We start from the raw sequence: 22,626 nt of genomic DNA, 5'->3' as shown, positions 1-22,626 counted from the left end.
GGCTTTTTTGTTAAGGCTTGGGTGTTGACCATCCCCCGCCTAGAGCAAGATACACCGACACCACGGCATCAAGCTGTGCTTGGCGAGTTTGTACCCAGTCGATCTCGGCAGAAAACAAATTCCGCTGTGCATCGAGGACTTCTAGATAACTCGAATAACCATTGTCATAGCGCAACTGTGCTAAGCGCAAGGCACGCCGCAGCGCATCAACCTGTGCGGTTTGCGCCGCAAATTGTTCGCGGCTGGTGCGATGAGCTTGCAGCGCAACATAGGTTTCACGGAAAGCATTTTGCACCGATTGTGTGTAATCGGCCAATGCCTGTCTTTGTTGTGCAGAAGCCGCATCGACTGCTGCGCCCGTTTTACCAAAGTCAAAGATCGGCATTGCCAGTTGCCCCACAAACGACCAAGTTTGTGCGGGAGCAGAGAACAAATCTGCCAAGCGTAGGCTTTCGCTGCCTAAATTCCCCGTCAAACTGATATTTGGGAAATAAGCCGCTTTAGCCACACCAATCCGAGCATTGGCAGCGATCAGGCGCGCTTCTGCTGCGCGTAAATCGGGGCGCTGCTCTAACAGCTGTGACGGTAACTCAGCTGGAATCAGTGGTGGCGTAGTCAGTTCTGTGACGGTTTTCCCTCGTGGCACTTGGCTGGTCATCAGCTCGCGAGGGCTGGCACCTATTAACACTTGCAGTGCTTTTTCTGCTGCCGCTTGTGCTTGTTGCAAGCGTGGCACAGCCGCCTGAGTGGCTGCGGTTTCTGCCTGTGCCTGACGGTATTCCAGCTCGGAACTGACACCGCCACGATAGCGTTTTTCGCGCAATGCTAAAGAGGCTTGCCGCGATTGCAGCGTTTGTTCAGCAATTTGCAGCTGTTGATCTAAGGCGCGTAGGGTGAAGTAGCCTTGAGCAACCTGAGCGGCCACTGACAAATTGACCGTATCTTTGGCAAATTGGCTGGCTAATAACTCTGCTCGTGCCGCTTCGCTGGCACGGCGATAGCGTCCCCATAAGTCCAACTGATACGACAGTGTGGCTTGTCCTGTTTGCATTGAACCAATGACTTTTTCACCACGGTCAAGGCTGGTATTACTGCCTACACTTGAAAGGCGTGCCCGTTGGTATTGCCCATTCACGCCTAACTGGGGTAACTGGTCGGCACGTGCGCTGGTGAGGCCTGCGCTGGCCTCATCCAAACGGGCAAGCGCACGGGCAATATCCTGATTATGTTGTTGTGCCCGTTGAATCAAGTCGTTGAGTACAGGATCTTGAAATTGTGTCCACCAGTCCTGTGTCAGGGTTGCCGTGGGGGCAACAGGGGTAGAAGGCAAATCTAACACCGGACGTTGGTAGTCGGGCCCGATAGCGCAAGCAGAGAGCGCCATCACCACCGTCACCGCAGCAAGTGCTGGCCGCCAAGGGCGGAATGACAATTTACTCATGGCGGTTCTCCTCGACGTGTGGTGTTACCTCACGTGGTTTTTTGTTCAGTCCCATAATCAACTTAAAGAATAACGGGATGAATAGTGTGGCGAGGAAAGTCGCCGCTAACATGCCACCGATCACCCCCGTGCCAATCGAATGGCGACTGGCCGAACCGGCACCGCTTGAGATAGCCAACGGCACACAACCCAACACAAAGGCCAGCGAGGTCATAATAATCGGGCGGAAGCGTAGGCGTGCCGCTTCAATCGCTGCATCAAACAACGATAGCCCTTCTTCATACTTCAACACAGCAAACTCAATAATCAAAATCGCATTTTTTGCTGCTAGACCAATCAGCGTAACCAAAGCAATTTGGAAATACACATCATTGGCTTGCCCGCGCATCCAGTTGGCCAAAGCCGCACCGAACACAGCAAAGGGCACCGCCATCAACACCGCCAATGGCAAGCTCCATTTTTCATACTGTGCCGCTAAGATCAGGAACACCATCACCAAACCAATGACGAACACCAGCGCCGACGCCCCACCAGTCAATTTTTCCTGATAGGACGAGCCTGTCCAAGCAATGGTGTAGCCTTCTGGTAAGACCTCGGCCGCGAGTTGCTCCATGATTTTTAAGGCTTCGCCTGAGCTATGACCGGGGGCTGGGCCACCGACAATTTTTGCTGCAGGGAACACATTGAAGCGTTCGACGATTTCCGGGCCTGTTGTGCGTTCAATCGTCACCAAGGCTGATAACGGTATCATCTGGCCGTTTTGTGATCGAACATAGACATTCCGTAGGTCTTCCGGTTTAGAACGGAAATCGGCTTCCGACTGTAACTGCACGCGGAAAGTACGACCAAATTTATTGAAGTCATTGACATACAGCGCACCAAAAGTGCTTTGCATGGCGTCGAACACCTGATTGACCGGTACACCTAAGGCTTTTGCTTTATCGCGGTCGAGGTTGACAAAAATTTGTGGCACATTGGCACTAAACGTTGAAGATAAACCCGTGAGTTCAGGCCGTTTGCTGGCGGCTTCCAACAGTTTTGCTGTTGCAGCGGCCAATTCTTTACTGCTGCCACCGACACGATTTTGGACATAACCTTCAAAGCCCCCCGTGGTTGACATCCCCGAGATCGGCGGTGGGTTAAACACCAAAACCAAACCTTGTTTGATGCTGGCAGCGGCACCGAATAAATAGCCGACAATCGACTTTGCATGGTCTTCTGGCGCGGTACGTTCTGCCCACGGTTTTAAGGTCACAAAGCTGGCGCCCGAACTGCTTTTCATTGAACCGGTCAAAAAGTCATAACCAGAGAAGGTCACCACGTCTGAGACCGCTTTATGATTCAGCGCCAATTTATCGAGTTGTGCCGTGACTTCCTGTGTCCGTGACAAAGAAGAGCCATCAGGCATGATCGTGATGGCAAAGATATAGCCCTGATCCTCATCTGGTACCAAAGTGCTGGGTGTGATGCGGAACAGTCCGAGGGTGGCGGCGATTAACCCAACAAACAATACCAAACCTAGCACTGAGCGTTTTAACAAGAACCGCACACCGCTGGTATAACGGTTAGTTTGGCGGTTAAACCAAGTATTAAAACGATCAAAAAATGCAAAGCTTGCCTGATGACCGGGTTTCAGTAACGCAGCACATAACGCAGGGGTCAGGGTCAACGCAACAATACCCGAGATCACCACCGATACCGCAATGGTGATGGCAAATTGTTTATACATTTGCCCCGCTAAACCGCCCATGAACGCAACAGGGATAAACACAGCGCACAGCACCAATACAATTGCAATCACGGGACCGGTCACTTCTTGCATGGCTTTGAATGTCGCTTGGGCCGGTGCTAGACCTTCTTCCTCCATAATCCGTTCGACGTTTTCTAATACCACAATCGCATCATCCACCACGATACCGATGGCGAGTACCATGCCGAACAAAGTTAAGGTATTGATTGAGAAGCCCAGCAAATACATACCGGCAAATGTCCCGACAATCGAAACAGGGACTGCCAAGCACGGGATCAGCGTCGCACGCCAGTTTTGCAAGAACAAATACACCACTAAGAACACCAACACCATGGCTTCGGCGAGGGTTTTAATCACTTCATCAATCGAAATTTTGACGAAACGGGTGGTGTCGTAAGGGACTTTATATTCCAAGCCGGCTGGGAATTTCTTTGCCAACTCAGCCATTTTGGTATTCACTGCCTCGGCAGTATCGAGCTGATTAGCACCGGGGGCCAAGAAAATCCCGAGGGGAATCGTGGGGTTGCCGTTACGGGTGGCGGTAAAGTCGTAGTCTTTCGCGCCCAACTCAATCCGCGCCACATCTTTCAGTCGCAGCTTAGAACCGTCTGGTAGCGAACGCAGAATGATTTTCTCAAATTCTTCTGGCGTTTGCAGGCGGCCTTGTGTGGTCACCGATAAGGTGAAATCGACCATATTGGGTGTGGGTTGTGCGCCGATTTTACCGGTGGCAAATTGCGAGTTTTGTTCGCGGATGGCTGCCACAATATCGCTCGGCGTCATTTTCAGTTGTGCCAAACGATCGGGTTTAAGCCACACCCGCATCGAATAATCTTTGGCACCGAAAATAATCGCATCCCCCACCCCGGGCACACGTTTCAGCTCATCAAGAATATTCACCAGTGCATAGTTGCTGATGAACACTTGATCGTAGCGTTGGCTCGGTGAATCGAGGGTAATGATTTGCAGGAAATTAGACGACTTTTTCTGAACCGTGACCCCTTGGCGGCGCACTTCTTCGGGCAATTGCGACAGCGCAGTTTGCACACGGTTGTTGACGTTAATTGTTGCTTGGTCGGGGTTGGTGCCAATGTTAAAAGTCACTGTCATGTTCAACTGACCATTTGAAGCACTGGCCGAGTTGATATACAGCATATTGTCCACCCCGTTAATTTGTTGTTCTAACGGTGCAGCAACTGTTTGGGCAACGACTTCCGCCGACGCTCCCGGATAGTTCGCCACCACTTGTACCTGTGGCGGCACAATCGGTGGATATTGTGCAATGGGCAACCCTCGCATGGCGAAAAAACCAGCCATCATAATGATGATGGAAATCACCGTGGCGAAGATGGGCCGCTTAATAAAAAAGCCTGAGAACATACTGAGGGCTCCGATTAAGGCTGTTTAGCGGGACTGGCGCTTGTGGCAGGGGCAGCGGCTAATTCAATTGGCTTCACTGGCTGACCCGGACGGGATTTCATCGCACCATCGACAATCAGACGTTCGCCGCCTTTTAAGCCAGATAACACCACGAAATTGCGCTCGATTTCTTCACCCACTTGGATTGGGCGAGGCTCTGCCTTGCCTTGTTCATTGACGATGAAAACAATCGTGCCTTGGGCCGTCGATAACACCGCACGTTGTGGAATTAAAATCGCGTTTTTCTGAATCGCACCCTTCATAAACACACGAACAAATTGTCCGGGGAGTAATTCCGCTTCGGGGTTGGCAAATTCAGCACGTGCCCGCAGGGTGCCGGTGGTGGGGTCGATAATGTTATCGGTGAAGTTCATGCGACCAATCCGTTGATATTGGCTGCCATCCGCTAAGCGCAGTTCAATATCAAATTTGCCGCCTTCGGGCGCGACCAAGACACCTTCTTGAATCAACTTACGGAAACGCAAGGCGTCGTTATCGGCCATCGAAAAATTGACGTAAATGGGATCGGTTTGGGAAATCACCGTCAACAAACTGTTGGGGGATAACAAACTGCCCTCGGAGACTACTTCTTTTGAGGTCATTCCTGAAATAGGTGCGGTGACACGGCTATAGCTGCGGTTGATGTCTGCCTCACGCAACTTCGCTCGCGCTGCGGCTACCGAAGCTTGAGCCGATTCCAATGCTGTGACGGCATCGTCACGGTCTTTTTGTGACACGGCATTTTCTGCAAACAATGGCAAAACTCGATCATGTTCTTGCTTGGCCCGTGTCAGCCGAGCTTGTTCAACGGCTAATTGTCCTTTGGCTTGGTCAACAGCTGCTGTGAGTTGTTCGGGATCAATTAAAAACAGCGCGTCACCTTGTTTAACAGCTTTGCCTTCGGTGTAGAGCCGTTTTTGCAAAATGCCGCCGACACGGGCACGCACTTCTACGTCACGATAGCCTGCCACTTGGCCGACATATTCAAATACTCGCGGCACATCCGCCGCTTTTACCGTTGTCACAGTCACTTCTGGCGGTGGCATGCCGCCGCTTTTAGGTTGTGAATCACCACCAGAGCAGGCACTGAGCACAGTGGCAATGGTGATGGCCAAAAGAGTGGAGGTGAGTCGTGTGCGAACAGAGCTAAGCATATTGATGATGCTTTCTGAAATGAGAACTGCTGTTATTATAGATACATTCGTGTATGTATGTATAGAGGGATTTCCGCTATCATCGCGGTATCAATCGTGTATACCGGAGGGGAAATCAATATTATGGTCAGACGAACACGCGAAGAGGCTGAACAAACTCGGCAAGCGTTGTTAGATGCTGCCTTGCGTGTGTTTAGTGCCAAGGGCGTTGCACATTCTTCTTTGGCCGATGTAGCACAAGAGGCAGGGCTGACGCGGGGCGCAATTTATTGGCACTTTAGTAATAAAACTGAACTGTTTCATGCCATGCATGAGCGGGTGCAACTGCCATTTGAATTTTTAATGGAATATCTCGGCCAACATCAAGACCAGCTGTCCTGTTGTCAATTACGCCAAGTCTGTTACGACAGCCTCGCCCGCGTGGTGCATGAGCTACACTGCCGTACTGTGCTGGAAATCCTGTTACAAAAGTGTGAATTCACCGAAGAAATGGAGCCCGTGCGCGAGCGGCTGGTGACCTTATGCGAGCCGCTGCCGCGACAACTCAGCCACACTTTTCAGGTGTTGGCGGCACAGGGGCTGTTACGACCGGGGGTTGAGCCTGAAATCGCCGCCCACGGTTTAACCTTGTACTTACATGGAATTGTCAGTGGTTGGCTGTTTAATCCAGAAAAATTTGATTTGGCCAACCACGCCCCAGCTTTAATCAATTTGCTGCTGGATGGTTTGTTGTTGGATGACTCAGTGCCGAACCCAACTGCCACAACAGTTGTTCACAGCGATGTAGCTGTGCCACGCTGACAAATTCATTTGGACGATGGGCTTGGGCAATGTCACCGGGTCCACATACCACGGTAGCGATACCCGCGCGTTGAAAGAAACCCGCCTCGGTGGCATACGCCACCCGTGAGGGGCGGCTACCGGTCAGGGCTTGGGCAAATCGGATAAAGTCTTGCTCGGTATCGGCGGCAAAAGCCAGTGCATGGGTGGTTTGCTCAACCTCAATGCCACATTCTGCTGCGGTGGTTTGCATCTGCTGGCTTAAATGGGCGGCATAACGGCGAATTTGTGTGATCAGTCGTTCTGGATCTTGCCCCGGCAAATAACGATATTCAAAGTTAAATTCACAATCGCGGGGAATGATATTGCTGGCAATACCGCCGTGAATTTGGGTGGTGGCAAGGGTGGAAAAGGGGACATCGTAACCCGCTTGGGGAAATTGCTGTTCGGCAATCGCCAGCTCTTGCAAGCGTACGATCATCTTGGCGGCGTATTCAATCGCATTGACTGCATGAGGGGCAAGAGAGGAGTGGGCTTCTTTACCGCGCACGCGACAACGATAACTTTGCCGTCCTTTGTGCGCGATGATGGTATTCATGCCGGTGGGCTCACCGACAATGCAACCATCTGGCCGAATGCCGGCTTGTTGCAAATCCTGTAACAAAGTGCGTACACCCAAACAACCGATTTCCTCATCATAGGTAAACGCCAGATGCAGCGGCTGTCGTAGTTCATAACGGGCTGTGATTTGCGGCACGATTGCCATGCAAACGGCTAAAAACCCTTTCATATCACAGCTACCTCGACCATAGACGCGGTCATGCTCCCAGTGAGCGATAAAGGGATCGCTATGCCATTCCTGTCCAGTTACCGGCACCACATCGCTGTGTCCTGCCAGTACCAACCCACCATCTGGCTGATCTGGGCCAAAGCTGGCAAACAGATTGGCTCTTGTACCATCTTGATCAAAGCTCAAGCGACAGCGCGCACCTTGTGCGTGTAAATAGTCGCGTGCCCACTCGATCAGGCCAAGATTCGAATCGCGGCTGATGGTGGGAAAGGCAATCAGTTGGTCGAGACAAATACGGGTATCGGGGTGAACCATAGCAGTCATTCGGGGTATCCTGCATCTAAGCGACAATCGGCAGCCTTTAGCATACGGGGCAAGGGCAAGCGGCGGCAATGTGTTAGGCTAGACAATCTGGTTTTATTTGTGCCGAGGGCCTTTAGGATGCAGTTTGCTACGCTTGCCGTTCATGCCGGCTATCAACCTTTAGATGACCGTCACCATGCGGTGATGTCTCCGATTTATCAAAGCTCGATTTTTGTTCATGAAACATTGGATAGCCAACAACCGTTTAGCTATTCCCGCAGTGCCAACCCAACCCGCAGCGCATTAGAAAACACCGTCGCTGCTTTAGAAGGGGGACGTTTTGGCTTTGCCTTTGCCAGCGGCATGGCAGCGATTGATACCGTACTGCGCGCCACCCTTCAACCGGGGGATGAGGTGATTGCCGTTGCTGATTTATACGGCGGCGCCTATCGTTTGTTGACCCGTTTATATGCAGAAAGTGGCATCAAAGTCACATTCGCCGACTTACGCCAACCGGAAACCCTACGCAGCTTACTCAATCCTGCGGTGAAATTAGTGTGGCTAGAATCCCCGTCAAACCCCTTGTTGAATCTGGTGGATATTGCCGCTTTGGCTGACATTGCCCATCAAGCAGGGGTGAAAGTTGCCATCGACAACACCTTTGCTACCCCCTACTTACAACAGCCATTGGCGTTAGGGGTGGATATTGTGATGCACTCGGCAACCAAATATCTCGGTGGACATTCTGATGTAATTTTAGGCGTAGTGGTTGTCAATGATGAAGCCCTTGCTGCCCGTATCAAATTGGTTCAAAACAGTGCCGGCGCGGTGGCTGGGCCGCAAGACAGTTTTTTAGTGTCACGCGGCATCAAAACCTTACACCTGCGTATGGATCGCCATTGTCAAACTGCGTTGCAACTGGCGCAGTGGTTAGAAACACACCCTGCCGTGGCGCATGTGTTTTACCCAGGTTTAGCCTCCCATCCACAACATGTGTTGGCAACACGCCAAATGAAAGCCTTTGGCGGCATTGTGTCGATTTATCTCAAAGAAGACAGTCGCGCCGCAGCCGAGCGTGTCGCACAACGCTTGCAGTTATTTGCGCTCGGTGAATCGCTTGGGGGGGTGGAATCCATCGTCAATCACTCCGCCACCATGTCGCATGGCTCTATGCCAGCAGCAGTGAAAACGGCGTGTGGCATTCGTGAGGGCTTGTTGCGTTTGTCGTTTGGAGTGGAAGATGCGGCGGATTTACAGACAGATTTGGCGCAGGCTTTGGCGTAATGAAGAAAGGAAAAGGGATGCAGGTTGAAGTCATCAAAGACTATTTCACCGATTTACAACAGCGAATCGTGGCTGGTTTAGAACAGTTAGATGGCGGCAAAGTCGCTTTTTTACGCGATAGTTGGCAGCGTGCCGAAGGCGGTGGCGGTTTATCGTGTGTGATTGAAAATGGCGCATTGTTTGAACGCGGTGGAGTGAATTTCTCGCATGTGCAAGGGGCCGCCTTACCACCATCGGCAACCGCTGTGCGGCCAGAGCTGGCAGGCCGCCACTTTGAAGCCATGGGGGTGTCGTTGGTCCTACACCCACGCAATCCCTATGTGCCAACGGTACATATGAATGTGCGTTTTTTTATTGCCTATAAAGAGGGCGCCGAACCAGTGTGGTGGTTTGGCGGTGGCATGGATTTAACACCGTATTATGGTTTTGAGGAGGATGCGGTGCATTTTCATCGCACCTGTCAACAAGCACTGCAGCCGTTTGGTGAACAGTGGTATCCCGAATTTAAACAATGGTGTGACCGTTATTTCTTCCTCAAACACCGCAACGAGGCGCGGGGGGTGGGGGGCATTTTCTTTGATGATTTTAACTCACTGCCATTCGAACAATGTTTTGCCCTGACTCGCAGTGTGGGGGATCACTTCTTGCTTGCCTACCAACCGATTGTGGCAAGACGACGTGAATTGCCATACGGCGAAACGCAACGCGATTGGCAGGCCTTCCGTCGTGGTCGCTATGTTGAATTTAATTTAGTGTGGGACCGTGGCACGTTGTTTGGTTTGCAATCGGGTGGTCGTACAGAATCGATTTTGATGTCGATGCCGCCGGTGGTGAAATGGCGTTATGACTGGCAGCCCGAACCCAATACACCCGAGGCCGATTTGTTGCACGCTTTCTTACCTGAACGGCAATGGGTTTAATTTGCACTTTTATAGTGCAATAAACGCACGAAATCAGTGCATTGCACCTATTTTGTGCGTTTATCTGCTTTGCGTGTCGTTTTTATAGAGAAAAACGTCCGTTTTACAAAAAATCTTTTTTCATTTACTGTCAAAAAACCGTCAAAAATCAATATAAGCATCTGATTTTTAATGTTTTGTGCCATGCACAAAAAAGGTTTGCTGATTTTGTCTTGCCGGCCGTACAATCGAAATATCCTGTTAATCATTCGACGCATAGGCAATTCGGTATGGAAAGACAAAATTGGTTGCAGGGCACCCTCTATCGCCCGCAATTTGAGCAGGACAGCTGTGGTTTTGGCCTGATCGCTCAACTCGATGACAAACCGAGCCATTGGCTGGTAAAAACGGCGATGAGTTCGCTGGCCCAACTGACCCACCGTGGTGCGGTGGCAGCAGACGGCAAGTCGGGCGATGGTTGTGGTTTGTTATTTCGTAAACCGGATGGCTTTTTGCGCGAAGTGGCCGCCGAAGCGGGGATTGCACTGAAAAAACACTATGCCGCAGGTTTGGTGTTTTCTCATCGTGATGACGCTATCGGAGCACAAAGCCGCGCAACCCTGACTGCCCAACTCGAGGCACAAGGCCTTGAAGTGGCTGGTTTTCGCTTGGTGCCGACCGATGCCGGTGCGTGCGGTGAATATGCCTTAAAAACACTGCCAGCCATTCATCAAATTTTTGTCAATTGCCCGTTTGGGATGGATGAAGCGGTATTCCAGCGTCGCCTGTATATGGGCCGCCGGCAAGCCGAAAAAGCCAATCAAAGCGATACCTCGTTTTACATTCCAACACTCAACCCTCACACCTTGTCTTACAAAGGGTTAGTGACGCCGGATAATCTTTCTCGCTTTTTCCTCGACCTAAACGATGAACGGTTTGAGTCGAGTCTGTCGGTTTTCCATCAGCGTTTTTCGACCAACACTTGGCCACAGTGGAAATTGGCACAGCCGTTCCGTTTCTTGGCGCACAACGGCGAAATCAATACCGTACAAGGTAACCGCTTTTGGGCTCATGCCCGTGAGCATGTGATGGCCTCGCCGTTGTTGGATATGGAAGCCGTGCGTCCGATGGTGCAAACCGACGGTTCGGACTCGATGAGTTTAGACAATATGCTCGAAGGGCTGTTGATGGGTGGCATTCCGCTGTTCCGTGCCCTGCGCTTATTGGTGCCGCCTGCTTGGCAAAATGTCGATTCAACAGATAAAGACCTGCGTGCGTTTTATGAATTTAATTCGATGCACATGGAACCGTGGGACGGCCCAGCGGGGATTGTCTTAACCGATGGTCGTTATGCAGCATGTATGCTCGATCGCAATGGTTTGCGTCCAGCGCGTTATGTGGTGACCAAAGACCGTATTTTGACTATTTCCTCTGAAGTGGGCGTTTGGGATTATGCGCCTGAAGATGTGGTATTAAAGGGACGAGTAAAGCCGGGGCAAATTTTTGCTGCCGATTTAACCACCGGACAGCTGTTGTTCCCCGAAGACATTGATGCTTTGTTGAAATCGGCCAAACCCTACCGGCAATGGATTAAAGACAACGCTAAAAAACTCGAATTCTCTCTCGAAGACGATACCAAACTGGAAGCGATGACCAGCGATGAGCTGTTGGTCTATCAAAAAATGTTTGGCTTATCGTTTGAAGAACGCGATCAAATCATCCGTGTGTTAGCGGAAGATGGCCAAGAAGCCGTCGGTTCGATGGGAGATGACACGCCAATGGCGGTGTTGTCACAACAAGCACGCTCACCGTTTGATTATCTGCGGCAACAATTTGCTCAAGTCACCAACCCACCGATCGACCCGATTCGCGAAGCGATTGTGATGTCGCTGGCAACGGCGTTTGGCCCAGAGCGCAATCCGTTTGAAGAAACCGCCGAACACGCCAAACGCTTGGAAGTACGCAGTCCGGTGTTGTCACATGAAAAATTTACTCATGTTACGACCCGCCCTGAACCGTATCTGAAAGCCACCACTTTCGATCTTTGCTACGACCCACTCGAAACCGATTTGGAAGGGGCGATTCGTCGCCTGTGTCAGCATGTGATTGAAGCCGTGCGTGAAGACACGGTGATTGTGGTGTTATCAGATCGCAATATCGCCGCACAACGTCTGCCAATTCATGCTTTGTTTGCCGTGGGTGCCGTGCATCATGCGTTGATTGAGGCAGGGTTACGTTGTAAAGCCAATATCTTGGTTGAAACTGCCACCGCGCGCGACCCACATCAATTTGCGTGTTTAATTGGCTACGGCGCAACGGCGGTGTATCCCTATTTGGCCTACAAAACCATTGTTGATTTGGTCAACACGGGTGTGGTCAATAAGAAAATTAACGAAGCATTGCAGTATTACCGCAAGGGGATTAACAAAGGCTTGTTGAAAGTCCTCTCGAAGATGGGTATTTCAACTGTGGCCAGCTACCGAGGTGCACAACTGTTTGAAGCGGTTGGGGTGCATCACGATGTGGTAAATCTGTGTTTGAAAGACACTGTGAGTCGAGTGTCTGGTGCGCGTTTTGAGGATTTTGAAGCCGATCAAAAGAAACTGGCGCGGGCGGCATTTAATCCAATGCGTGCAGTGCAGCAGGGCGGTTTGTTGAAATACGTCCACGGCGAGGAATATCACGCTTATAACCCCGACGTCGTGATGATGTTGCAAAAAGCGGTACAAAACGACGATTACGACGCTTATCAAACCTATGCACATCTGGTGAACACGCGCCCAGTGGCGATGTTCCGTGACTTGATGGGGCTCAAACTCGATCCTAGCCAAGCTATTCCAATTGAAGAAGTCGAACCAATTGAAGCGATTTTAAAACGCTTCGATTCGGCGGGGATGTCGTTGGGGGCCTTGTCGCCGGAGGCACACGAGGCTTTAGCCGAAGCCATGAATCGTTTAGGCGGGCGTTCCAATTCTGGCGAAGGTGGCGAAGACCCTGCGCGCTACGGCACGGTCAAGATGTCGAAGATTAAGCAAGTGGCTTCCGGTCGCTTTGGGGTAACCCCCCATTATTTGGTGAATGCTGAAGTGCTGCAAATCAAGGTGGCACAGGGCGCGAAACCGGGCGAGGGTGGACAGTTGCCGGGGGATAAAGTCAGCCCGCTGATTGCACGCTTACGCTGTTCCAAACCCGGTATCAGCCTGATTTCGCCACCACCACACCATGACATCTATTCGATTGAAGATTTGGCACAACTGATTTTCGACCTGAAACAAGTCAACCCGACTGCATTGGTATCGGTGAAATTGGTGGCCGAACCCGGGGTGGGGACGATTGCAGCTGGGGTGGCAAAAGCCTATGCCGATTTAATTACCATCTCTGGTTACGATGGTGGCACAGGTGCTTCGCCGCTAACGTCAGTGAAATATGCCGGTACGCCGTGGGAGCTGGGCCTGACTGAGGCTCAACAAGTCTTGCGTGCCAATGGTCTGCGCGGTCGGGTGCGGATGCAAACTGATGGCGGCTTAAAAACCGGTTTGGATGTGGTGAAAGCGGCCATTTTGGGGGCGGAGTCGTTTGGTTTTGGTACTGGCCCGATGGTGGCCTTGGGATGTAAATTCCTGCGGATTTGTCACCTCAACAACTGCGCCACCGGTGTGGCAACGCAAGAGGTCAAACTGCGTAGCAAGTATTTTATTGGCTTGCCAGAAATGGTGATGAACTACTTCCTATTTATTGCCCGTGAAACACGCGAATGGATGGCGAAGTTAGGCGTACGCAGTATGGAAGAGCTGATTGGCCGTTTGGATTTGCTGCACATTGCTACACCGCAAAGCGACAAACAACAAAAACTCGATCTCTCCGCATTGATGACCCAAGGTGATATTCCAGCAGACGAACCGCGTTTTTGTGTTGTCGATGCTAACCCGTCTTTTGATAAGGGTGAGCTAGCGGAACAGATGGTAGCTGATGCGCTGACCGCGATCCAAAACAAACAAATGCTGCATTTGAGCTACCCAATTCGCAATATCCATCGCTCAATTGGGGCCCGTGTTTCTGGTGAAATTGCGCGACAGCATGGTGCCGATGGCCTGCCAGAAGGATGTTTGACCTTTAAATTCAATGGTTCTGCCGGCCAAAGCTTTGGGGTGTGGAATGCTAAAGGGTTGACCTTAGAACTCGAAGGCGACGCCAACGACTATGTTGGCAAGGGCATGGCCGGTGGTCGGATTGTGATTTATCCGCCGAAGGTTTCACCCCTTAAGAGCAACGAATCCATCATTATCGGTAACACCTGCTTATATGGCGCAACCGGTGGTCAGTTGTTTGCGGCTGGGGTGGCTGGCGAACGCTTTGGGGTACGCAATTCTGGCGCGTTGGCGGTGATTGAAGGCGCGGGCGACCATTGTTGTGAATACATGACCGGTGGTGCGGTTGTGGTGTTGGGTGAAACAGGGGTGAACTTTGGCGCGGGGATGACCGGCGGTGTGGCCTTTGTTTACGACCCCAACGAGCGTTTCCCATATCGCTATAACAACGAGCTGATTGATATTCATCTGATTAATGGTGAGGCAATGGGTCAATACCGTGCCTATTTGCTAGACAAAATTGCCAAGCATGTTGAGCTGACTGGCAGCGATGTGGCGCGCGATATGTTGCAGAACTTCGATGATTATGTGGATTACTTCTGGGTCGTTAAACCGAAGGCCGCCACACTCGATAGCCTGTTGAAAGATTGAGAAACGGAAAAATCATGGGTGACGTATTTCAGTTTTTGAATGTGCAACGCAATCCGGGTGAAAAATTTCCGGCAGAGGCGCGCAAACAGCAGTTTTTTGAAATTTACAAACCATTGGCAGAAGGCGAAGCCGCCGAACAAGCTGGCCGGTGTTTGGCGTGTGGTAATCCCTATTGTGAGTGGGAATGCCCCGTTCACAACTACATTCCTAATTGGTTGAAATTGGCAAAAGAAGGCAAGTTATTTGAAGCGGCGGAAATGTCGCACAAAACCAATAGCTTGCCGGAAATCTGTGGTCGGGTATGTCCGCAAGACCGGTTGTGTGAGGGTGCTTGCACGCTGAATCAAGGCGGCTTTGGTGCAGTAACAATTGGCTCGGTGGAAAAATACATTACCGATGAAGCCTTAAAAGCCGGTTGGCGGCCAGATATGTCGAAAGTGATCTGGACGGATAAAAAAGTCGCGGTGATTGGCGCGGGGCCGGCAGGGTTGGCATGTGCTGATGTCTTGGCGCGTAACGGTGTGAAACCGGTGGTGTTCGACCGTTATGAAGAAATTGGCGGTCTGCTGACGTTTGGTATCCCAGAGTTCAAATTAGAGAAAGATGTGGTCAAACGTCGCCGCACGATCATGGAGGGAATGGGGGTGGAGTTCCGTCTTAATATCGAGGTGGGACGCGACATTCATATCGAAGATTTACTCGAACGCTACGACGCGGTGTTTATGGGCATGGGCGCCTATCAATATATGAAGGGCGGTTTTGCGGGTGAGGATCTGCCCGGCGTGGTCGAAGCGTTACCATTCTTAGTCAATAACATCCGCCACACCCTCGGCACTTTGGGGGCAGAACCTTTCCTTTCGATGGCAGGTTTGCGTGTGGTGGTGTTGGGCGGCGGTGATACTGCGATGGACTGTAACCGTACCTCGATTCGCCAAGGTGCAGCCAGCGTGACCTGTGCTTATCGGCGTGATGAAGCCAATATGCCCGGATCGAAGCGCGAAGTGGCCAATGCCAAAGAAGAAGGGGTCAATTTCTTGTGGAATCGTCAGCCGATGGCGATTACTCAAGCCGACGATGGTTCATTGCGGTTGCAACTGGCAGAAACCCGTTTGGGCGAACCCGATGCCAAAGGGCGGCGTCATGCAGACATTATCCCGGGGTCGGAACAGATCGTAGAATGTGACCGCGTGATTATTGCCTTCGGTTTCCAAACCGAGCGGGCAGAGTGGTTCGATCATGTGCGGATTGATACCGATGCGCGTGGCCGGACAGTGGCACCGGAACAGCAGCGTTTTAAACATCAAACCAGCAATCCCAAAGTGTTTGCTGGGGGCGATATGGTGCGCGGTGCTGATTTGGTGGTACGCGCCGTCTTTGAAGGACGGCAAGCAGCGGAGGGGATTTTGAACTACCTCGAAGTTTGGTAGTCCCCCATTTATCTGTCACACTTTCGCACCGCCTAGGCAACCGCTTAGGCGGTGTTTGCTTAATAGAGGTTTTTTGATGCGATGGTTAGCGGGTGGCTTGGTGGCAGCAACGGCACTGTTGTTGTCTGGGTGTGCAGTGGTGGCGGTGGCTGATGCAGCCGTTACCGTGGTGGCAACAACCGTGAAAATTGGCGCAAAAACAGTGGGGGCGGCGGTAGATGTCACCGCCGCTGGGGTGCGGGCGGTGACATCGTCTGATGAAGACGAAGAAAAGAAAGAAACAGAGCGTTAAATTTCGCTGATTACGTCGCTTTGTGGCAGGCGTGATTTTGGTAGATGCTTGTTGAAATCACTCTCGGCATGGTGGCCCAAGGCCAATAACACCGAAGCGGTATAACCCTGCTGGCGCAGGCCCAATTCTTCATTCAAGATGGCGGCATCAAAGCCTTCAATCGGGCAGGCATCAATCCCCAAGACACTGGCCCCTAACAAGGCGGTGCCGAGGGCAAGATAGACCTGCTTTTCCATCCAATGTTGCGCGTCTTTCAGCTCGTAACGGTGCATATTGACGAAATGGCTGCGGCCGGCGTGTTGATTTTGTTTTGCCTCAGCCGTTGGCAAGCGGCCATCTTGCTCTTCTTGGTTTAACAAGCGTTGCAGATGGTCGTCATCGATGCTCGCCCGTGTGCAAAACACCACCACATGCGAGGCATTCAACACTTTGGCAGCATTAAACTCATAACGGCCACTGGTGGCTTTGGCAATACGGGCCTTACCTTCTTCTGTCCCCGCCAGCACAAAGTGCCAAGGTTGGGAATTGGTGGAAGACGGGCTATAGCGCAGCAAGGTTTTTATTTCTTCGACTTGTGCTGGGCTCAGTTTGCGGCTGCTATCAAACGCTTTGCTGGTATAACGGCGAGTGACGAGTTCTGACAACATCATGGTGCTATCCTTAGTCTAAGGTGTTAAAAAATGAGAAGACAGTGTGATGCTGTTTTGCGTGTTCTTCAACCGATGGCCCAAAAAAATATTTTCCTTTTATCAATCAATCAATTATCGAGATTTATTCGCGAAACCCGTGGCTAAAGTGTTACACTCACACATTGTTTTTTTCTATTTTTTCATCTTGACAGGAGTTTTTTCATCATGATGACGCTTTATTCCGGTACCACCTGCCCGTTTAGCCATCGCTGTCGTATTGTCCTGTTCGAGAAAGGCATGGATTTCACCATCAACGATGTTGACGTGCACAACAAGCCGGAAGATTTGGCGGTGATGAATCCTTACAATGAAGTGCCCGTGTTGGTTGAGCGTGACCTGACTTTGTACGAATCCAACATCATCAACGAATACATCGACGAACGTTTCCCCCATCCACAACTGATGCCAGCAGACCCCATCATGCGGGCACGGGCACGGTTGTTCCTCTATCGTTTTGAGCAAGAATTGTTTGTGCATGTCCGCACATTAGAAGGCACACCGAAAAAAGCCGAAGCCGATCGTGCACGTGAAGCGATTCGCCAAAGCCTGACCCAAATTGCCCCTGTTTTTGCGCGTCAAAAATTTATGTTGGGTGATGAGTTTTCGATGATTGATGTGGCAGTGGCGCCGTTAATGTGGCGCTTGGAACACTATCATATTGATTTGGGCAAAGCCGCTGCACCGTTGTTGAAATACTCTGAGCGTCTGTTTAGCCGTCAAGCCTTTATCGATTCGCTGACGCCAGCTGAAAAAGCAATGCGTAAGTAAGGGAACCCAGCATGAACGCCAGTACCAAGCCCTATTTCATTCGTGCTTTGCATGAATGGTGTAGCGACCAAGGTTTCACGCCCTATCTTGCGGTGTGGGTGGACAGTCGAGTCAATGTGCCGATGGCCTATGTGCGCAACAATGAAATTGTGCTGAATATCGCCGACAGTGCAACCCGCGATCTCACCATCAACAACGATGCGATTTATTTCTCGGCACGTTTTTCTGGCATGGTACATGAGGTGTATGTGCCGATTGCGAATGTGATTTCGCTGTTTGCACGTGAAACGGGCGAAGGGATGCACTTTGATGTTGAGCCCTTAGCCGAGGGGAACGATGCGCCTCATGCTGCAGAGGCCACCGCTTTGCATTTAGCTTCTGCAGAGCAAGAAACCTCGAACGATGAGGAAGAGGACGACGATCCACCTCCATCAAGGCCTCGTGGTCGGCCACAGTTGCGTGTGGTGAAGTGATGTCAACACGACAACGCCCCAAAAACGGGGCGTTGTTGTCGTGAACTGGACATGCCTTATTGCAGCATAGGGGCTTTGCCCGGTTGTTGTTCTGGGTTTCTGATAATGAGCAATGGAGAATAGGTGTGTCTCATCACGGCTTCGGCAACGCTGCCTAACATCAGATGCAGCATACCACCACGACCGTGGGTGCCCATCACAATCAGATCCACCATCAATTCGTTGGCTTCTTCCACAATTTGTTCAGCGACTTCGCTGCCACCGCCCCAACAAGAGCGCGTGTTGGATGAAGTTTCGATGCCGGCGGCTTGGGCGGTTGCTCGAGCATTGGCCAAGACTTTTTCGCTATAGGTTTTGGCTTGGTTACGCAGACCTGTTGGGTCTGGCATACCAACATCTGCGCTTGCCAGATCAAACAAGTTCACAACGTGTAACAAGTGCAGACGGGCATCGCACAGTTTGGCTTGTTTGATGGCTTGTTCGAGTGCTAATTGTGCGTTAGCACTATCGTCAAGGGCGGCAAGAATCAGTTTATACATTAAAAAATCTCCGCAATGTCGGAATAGTAGTGAATCGATGAAACGTAACCGATGATATTATCGGTTCAATCCCCAGTAATTTTACGAGGGTTTCTACCTAATTTGACACAAAATAGTATTTTAAACTGATTTGCGCAACATGGTTTGATGCAATACGCCACCATCGTCAAAAAGTTCACCCTGTGCGACAAAGCCAAATTGAGCATATAGCCCACATTTGTCATATTGTGCTGAGAGCATAATATCTTGTCGTGGCCATAACGATACTGTTTCTGTGAGGGCATAGGCAAACAGTTTTTTTCCCAACCCCAAATGTCGCCATGCCGGAGCAATAACCACGCGCCCAATAGCCGCACAATGGGGGTATTTTAGGTCGGGTGGTAAGAGGCGGGCATAGGCAACGAGGCCAGCGGTGGGGTGCCAAGCACAGACATGGTGTGAATCTATATCTAAACCATCAACATCGCCATATAAAGATTGTTGTTCTAATACAAAGACTTGGTCACGCAAGGCCAAGATGGCATATAGCTGCTCAACCCCTAGTTGATGAAACGGTTGGCACGTCCAGTGCAAATCAGTGTCCATAGCTTTCCATTAAATTGATGAAATTGCCGACTTTAGCATTCCAAAAAGCGATTGCGCTTGTTGTGTGAAGGATATTTTTGCATGAGTGATTTGTTTTCTACTGCTGCGGCAGACAGTGAAGCGTCTTTACCATTAGATCGTTATGCCGAGCGTGCTTATCTAGAATATGCGATGAGCGTGGTGCGTGGGCGGGCGTTGCCTGAGCTGGCCGATGGCCAAAAGCCAGTGCAGCGGCGGATTTTATTTGCCATGAAAGAAATGGGGTTGTTGGCAGGTGCCAAACCGGTGAAATCGGCCCGTGTGGTCGGTGAAATTCTTGGTAAGTTCCATCCTCATGGTGATAGTTCAGCCTATGAAGCGTTGGTGCGGATGGCGCAGGATTTTACCTTGCGTTATCCCCTGATTGATGGGCAAGGTAATTTTGGCAGTCGTGATGGTGATGACGCGGCAGCCATGCGCTATACCGAAGCGCGCTTGACACCGATTGCCGCCTTATTACTGAGTGAATTGGATCAGGGGACGGTTGATTTTATCCCGAACTACGATGGCGCTTTTGATGAGCCAAAGCTATTACCAGCGCGTTTGCCGATGGTGTTGCTCAATGGCGCCACAGGGATTGCGGTGGGGATGGCAACCGATATTCCGCCACACAATTTGCAAGAAGTGGCAGCGGCAGCAGTGGCCTTGTTGCGGCAGCCGAATCTGTCCTGTGCTGAATTGATGCAATACATCCCGGGACCAGATTTCCCCGGTGGTGGGCAAATTATTACGCCGGCGGCCGACTGCCTTGCCATTTATGAACAAGGGCGTGGCAGTGTGCGGGTGCGGGCGCGTTGGAAAATTGAAACCTTGGCGCGCAACCAATGGCGGGTGGTGGTGTATGAACTGCCCCCCGGTTGTTCGGCAAAAAAGGTGTTAGCAGAAATTGAAGAAGGCACCAATCCCAAGCCGCGTGCCAATAAAAAAGGACTGTCGGCAGAGCAACAAAATTTGAAGGCGCTGTGGCTGAGTCAGTTAGAACGCGCTCGCGATGAATCCGATCAAAAACAGCCGGTGCGCTTGGTGTTTGAACCGAAATCGAGCCGTCAAGACCCCGATGTTTTTATCAATTTATTGCTGACCCACACCTCGTTAGAGTGCAATGTTTCACTGAATTTTGTCATGTTGGGCATGGACGGCCGGCCACAGCAAAAGGGTTTACCCGCCATTTTGCAGGAGTGGATTGGCTTCCGTTTGGCGACAGTGACGCGCCGCTTGCAATATCACCTCGATCACACGCAAGCCCGCATCCATATTTTGCAAGGGCGGATGACGGTATTTTTGAATTTGGACGCGGTGATTGCGGTAATTCGTGATTCGGATACACCAAAAACCGATCTCATGCGGCAATTTGGTTTATCGCAAACCCAAGCCGAAGATATTTTAGAGATTCGCCTACGCCAGTTGGCACGTTTAGAACATGAAAAACTGGCAAACGAGTTACAGCAGTTGTCTGGTGAAGCCGAACGACTGACCCAGTTGTTGCAAGATGAACGGGCGAAGCAAAAGCTGGTGATTCGTGAAATTGAGGCGGATGCAGCGAAATATGGCGACCCTCGCCGTACGTTGATGCAGGCAGCGGAAAAAGCGACGTTGACGCAACAAGCCGCCGATGAGCCGGTTACGGTGATTTTGTCGCAGAAGGGATGGATTCGTAGCCGCGCTGGGCATGGTGTCGATGTCGCTACCTTGTCATTTAAAGATGGGGATGCACTGCATAGTGTGGTGGAAACCCGCACTGTGTGGCCATTGGTCTTGCTCGATCAGTATGGACGTTGCTATTCCCTCGACTGCGCCACGCTGCCCGGGGGACGTGGTGAAGGGGTGCCGCTGAGTTCGTTGATTGAAGTGCAGGAAAACGCTGAGATTGTCGCGATGTTGGCTGGGCCAGCTGAACAGCGTTATTTGGTCAGTGGCAGCGGCGGTTATGGCTTTATTGCCCCGTTAAAAGAGATGTTATCGCGTGTTCGAGCGGGTAAGGCTTTTTTAACGGTCAATGAAGAGGAACGTGCCCTGCCGCCGGTGCTCATTCCAGAACACGCGCAACAGGTGTTTGTGTTAACGCAGCAATCGCGCGCGCTTGCATTTGCTTTGTCTGAATTAAAAGAAATGAACAAAGGCCGTGGGCTACAGTTTTTGTCGTTGGAGGAAGGCGATAGCGTGCTGTCGGCGGTGGCCGTGGCAGGTGAACGGGTGGTGCTGACGATTCGGTTGCGGACGGGACGGGAAGATGAACTTTCCCTGTCCCTCGCCGACTTCGCCGCCAAACGCGGCCGCCGTGGTAAGCCCTTGCCGAAGAAAGTGCAGTTGCTTGCGGTGAAGGCTTAATTTATCCACGCTGCCCGCTCAGTGGCCAATCGCCATGAGCGGGCATGTACTGGTATTAAACCATCACATTAGTACCATTTCAGGAAGAAAAAAACACTGAAAGAAAATTAGATTTAGCGTTGCAACGGCATCAAATAACCTGAATCAGATCGCCAAAAATTTGAATTGTCTGCACTTCAATGAAGTGAACGTTTTTCGACCAGTAATGGCGCATTGGAGAGAACCGAAAATTATTTAGCCAGATTTGCTGGTTATCTTTATGAATTCCAGAAATGCAGATTCATTCATAAAATGCCCACGAATAAAAATTATAAATCTATTAATTAAATCTTTCATAAACAAATGGTTATGATTTTCTCGAGTCATCTCCTTCATCGCATTAGCTAATCGAAACTCAGCACTGCCGGTACCAGTTAAGGTGAGATAGAGATTCATGCCATGGTTGAATACATGGGATGAATAGTTCACATAAGGGCTATAGCTTGAGCTGACAGCTAAGGCCTCGTTACCAAATAGGCAGCAAAGATGCTGACATATAGTGTTTAGTAGTATCTTCGGGCGCCCATCAGCAGCAAAAATTTCACGCCCATGATTCTGAATGATCTTGAAAAGGATAAATCCAGCCAGAGTGCTTGGGGTGATAGCCAAGTGATCGATATCTAGGAAGGTGAGCGGCAGTGGAAGCGCGCCTAAAGCGTATAGCACTAATGCGTGACGCCTTTGCTCGAAATCAAACGGCGTTTTCACCATTGCTCTATGCAACACTGTGTAATGGTCTATGTAATGGTCTAATACCCGTAGACACCTCGATAGGGCATGATAGATCTTAACGAGGGGGAAGAAATGAATTCAAAACGTAGTCAATATGATGCGAGCTTCAAGCTAGAAGTGGCGAGGATGGTGGTTGACCAAGGCCTGAGCGTGATG

The 22,626-nt window shown here is 50.9% G+C and carries 18 protein-coding genes; 10 read left to right on the top strand and 8 right to left on the bottom strand.

Annotation, left to right across the window (positions count from 1 at the left end):
* Nucleotides 1-10 precede the first annotated feature (10 nt).
* From ACTBZS_RS05420 to ACTBZS_RS05410, 3 genes are read right to left on the bottom strand one after another with little or no spacing between them, the layout of a single operon-like run.
* Nucleotides 11-1,441: an efflux transporter outer membrane subunit gene (locus ACTBZS_RS05420; RefSeq protein ID WP_463043505.1), complete on the bottom strand. Its 1,431-nt coding sequence runs from the start codon at nt 1,439-1,441 to the stop codon at nt 11-13.
* The gene (locus ACTBZS_RS05415) at nt 1,434-4,571 is read right to left on the bottom strand and encodes an efflux RND transporter permease subunit (protein ID WP_463043504.1); all 3,138 of its coding nucleotides are present in this window, start codon (nt 4,569-4,571) and stop codon (nt 1,434-1,436) included. The genes ACTBZS_RS05420 and ACTBZS_RS05415 overlap by 8 nt, the downstream gene beginning before the upstream one ends.
* A gap of 14 nt (nt 4,572-4,585) precedes the next feature.
* Complete coding sequence (locus ACTBZS_RS05410; RefSeq protein ID WP_463043503.1) at nt 4,586-5,764, bottom strand: efflux RND transporter periplasmic adaptor subunit; 1,179 nt, start codon at nt 5,762-5,764, stop codon at nt 4,586-4,588.
* Nucleotides 5,765-5,887: 123 nt separating this feature from the next.
* On the opposite strand from ACTBZS_RS05410, the gene ACTBZS_RS05405 reads away from it, so the two are divergent.
* Nucleotides 5,888-6,565, top strand: a complete 678-nt coding sequence (locus ACTBZS_RS05405) for a TetR family transcriptional regulator (protein ID WP_463043502.1) — start codon at nt 5,888-5,890, stop codon at nt 6,563-6,565.
* On the opposite strand, the gene argE is transcribed toward ACTBZS_RS05405, so the two are convergent.
* Nucleotides 6,471-7,658, bottom strand: coding sequence for an acetylornithine deacetylase (gene argE / locus ACTBZS_RS05400; RefSeq protein ID WP_463043501.1), 1,188 nt, complete (start codon nt 7,656-7,658; stop codon nt 6,471-6,473). The genes ACTBZS_RS05405 and argE overlap by 95 nt on opposite strands.
* Nucleotides 7,659-7,775: 117 nt before the next feature.
* On the opposite strand from argE, the gene ACTBZS_RS05395 reads away from it, so the two are divergent.
* From ACTBZS_RS05395 to ACTBZS_RS05375, 5 genes are all read left to right on the top strand, one after another.
* Complete coding sequence (locus ACTBZS_RS05395; protein ID WP_463043500.1) at nt 7,776-8,921, top strand: trans-sulfuration enzyme family protein; 1,146 nt, start codon at nt 7,776-7,778, stop codon at nt 8,919-8,921.
* Nucleotides 8,922-8,938: 17 nt separating this feature from the next.
* On the top strand, nt 8,939-9,841 hold the full coding sequence (gene hemF / locus ACTBZS_RS05390; protein WP_463043514.1) for an oxygen-dependent coproporphyrinogen oxidase: 903 nt from the start codon (nt 8,939-8,941) through the stop codon (nt 9,839-9,841).
* Between the two features lie 269 nt (nt 9,842-10,110).
* The gene (gene gltB, locus ACTBZS_RS05385) at nt 10,111-14,559 is read left to right on the top strand and encodes a glutamate synthase large subunit (RefSeq protein ID WP_460430377.1); all 4,449 of its coding nucleotides are present in this window, start codon (nt 10,111-10,113) and stop codon (nt 14,557-14,559) included.
* Between the two features lie 14 nt (nt 14,560-14,573).
* A complete protein-coding gene (locus ACTBZS_RS05380) occupies nt 14,574-15,986 on the top strand; it encodes an FAD-dependent oxidoreductase (RefSeq protein WP_463043499.1) in 1,413 nt (470 codons plus the stop codon).
* A 76-nt stretch (nt 15,987-16,062) separates the two neighbouring features.
* Entirely contained in the window at nt 16,063-16,278 is a 216-nt protein-coding gene (locus ACTBZS_RS05375; protein WP_022654120.1) for a hypothetical protein, read from the top strand.
* Here ACTBZS_RS05375 and nfsB read toward each other — a convergent pair.
* Complete coding sequence (gene nfsB / locus ACTBZS_RS05370) at nt 16,275-16,928, bottom strand: oxygen-insensitive NAD(P)H nitroreductase (protein ID WP_022654121.1); 654 nt, start codon at nt 16,926-16,928, stop codon at nt 16,275-16,277. The genes ACTBZS_RS05375 and nfsB overlap by 4 nt on opposite strands.
* A gap of 204 nt (nt 16,929-17,132) precedes the next feature.
* On the opposite strand from nfsB, the gene ACTBZS_RS05365 reads away from it, so the two are divergent.
* Together ACTBZS_RS05365 and ACTBZS_RS05360 are read left to right on the top strand one after the other, a co-directional pair.
* Nucleotides 17,133-17,735: a glutathione S-transferase N-terminal domain-containing protein gene (locus ACTBZS_RS05365; RefSeq protein WP_022654122.1), complete on the top strand. Its 603-nt coding sequence runs from the start codon at nt 17,133-17,135 to the stop codon at nt 17,733-17,735.
* A gap of 11 nt (nt 17,736-17,746) precedes the next feature.
* The gene (locus tag ACTBZS_RS05360) at nt 17,747-18,208 is read left to right on the top strand and encodes a ClpXP protease specificity-enhancing factor (RefSeq protein WP_022654123.1); all 462 of its coding nucleotides are present in this window, start codon (nt 17,747-17,749) and stop codon (nt 18,206-18,208) included.
* A 56-nt stretch (nt 18,209-18,264) separates the two neighbouring features.
* Here the strand turns inward: ACTBZS_RS05360 and ACTBZS_RS05355 are convergent, their stop codons facing one another.
* Complete coding sequence (locus tag ACTBZS_RS05355) at nt 18,265-18,747, bottom strand: universal stress protein (protein WP_460430374.1); 483 nt, start codon at nt 18,745-18,747, stop codon at nt 18,265-18,267.
* A gap of 120 nt (nt 18,748-18,867) precedes the next feature.
* Nucleotides 18,868-19,332 carry a GNAT family N-acetyltransferase gene (locus tag ACTBZS_RS05350; protein WP_463043498.1) on the bottom strand — a complete coding sequence of 155 codons (465 nt, stop codon included), beginning with the start codon at nt 19,330-19,332 and terminating at the stop codon, nt 18,868-18,870.
* 81 nt (nt 19,333-19,413) lie between these two features.
* Here ACTBZS_RS05350 and parC point away from each other — a divergent pair, with 81 nt between their 5' ends.
* Nucleotides 19,414-21,699, top strand: coding sequence for a DNA topoisomerase IV subunit A (parC, locus tag ACTBZS_RS05345; protein ID WP_460430372.1), 2,286 nt, complete (start codon nt 19,414-19,416; stop codon nt 21,697-21,699).
* Between the two features lie 106 nt (nt 21,700-21,805).
* Nucleotides 21,806-21,937 carry a plasmid mobilization relaxosome protein MobC gene (mobC, locus tag ACTBZS_RS05340; protein ID WP_463043513.1) on the top strand — a complete coding sequence of 44 codons (132 nt, stop codon included), beginning with the start codon at nt 21,806-21,808 and terminating at the stop codon, nt 21,935-21,937.
* On the opposite strand, the gene ACTBZS_RS05335 is transcribed toward mobC, so the two are convergent.
* On the bottom strand, nt 21,934-22,449 hold the full coding sequence (locus ACTBZS_RS05335) for a hypothetical protein (protein WP_463043497.1): 516 nt from the start codon (nt 22,447-22,449) through the stop codon (nt 21,934-21,936). The two genes, mobC and ACTBZS_RS05335, sit on opposite strands and share 4 nt — an antisense overlap.
* Nucleotides 22,450-22,626 lie beyond the last annotated feature (177 nt).

The organism is Aquaspirillum sp. (assembly GCF_055136605.1).
The sequence above is the reverse complement of the archived record's forward strand: the minus strand, read 5'-3'. Positions and strand labels throughout refer to the sequence as shown.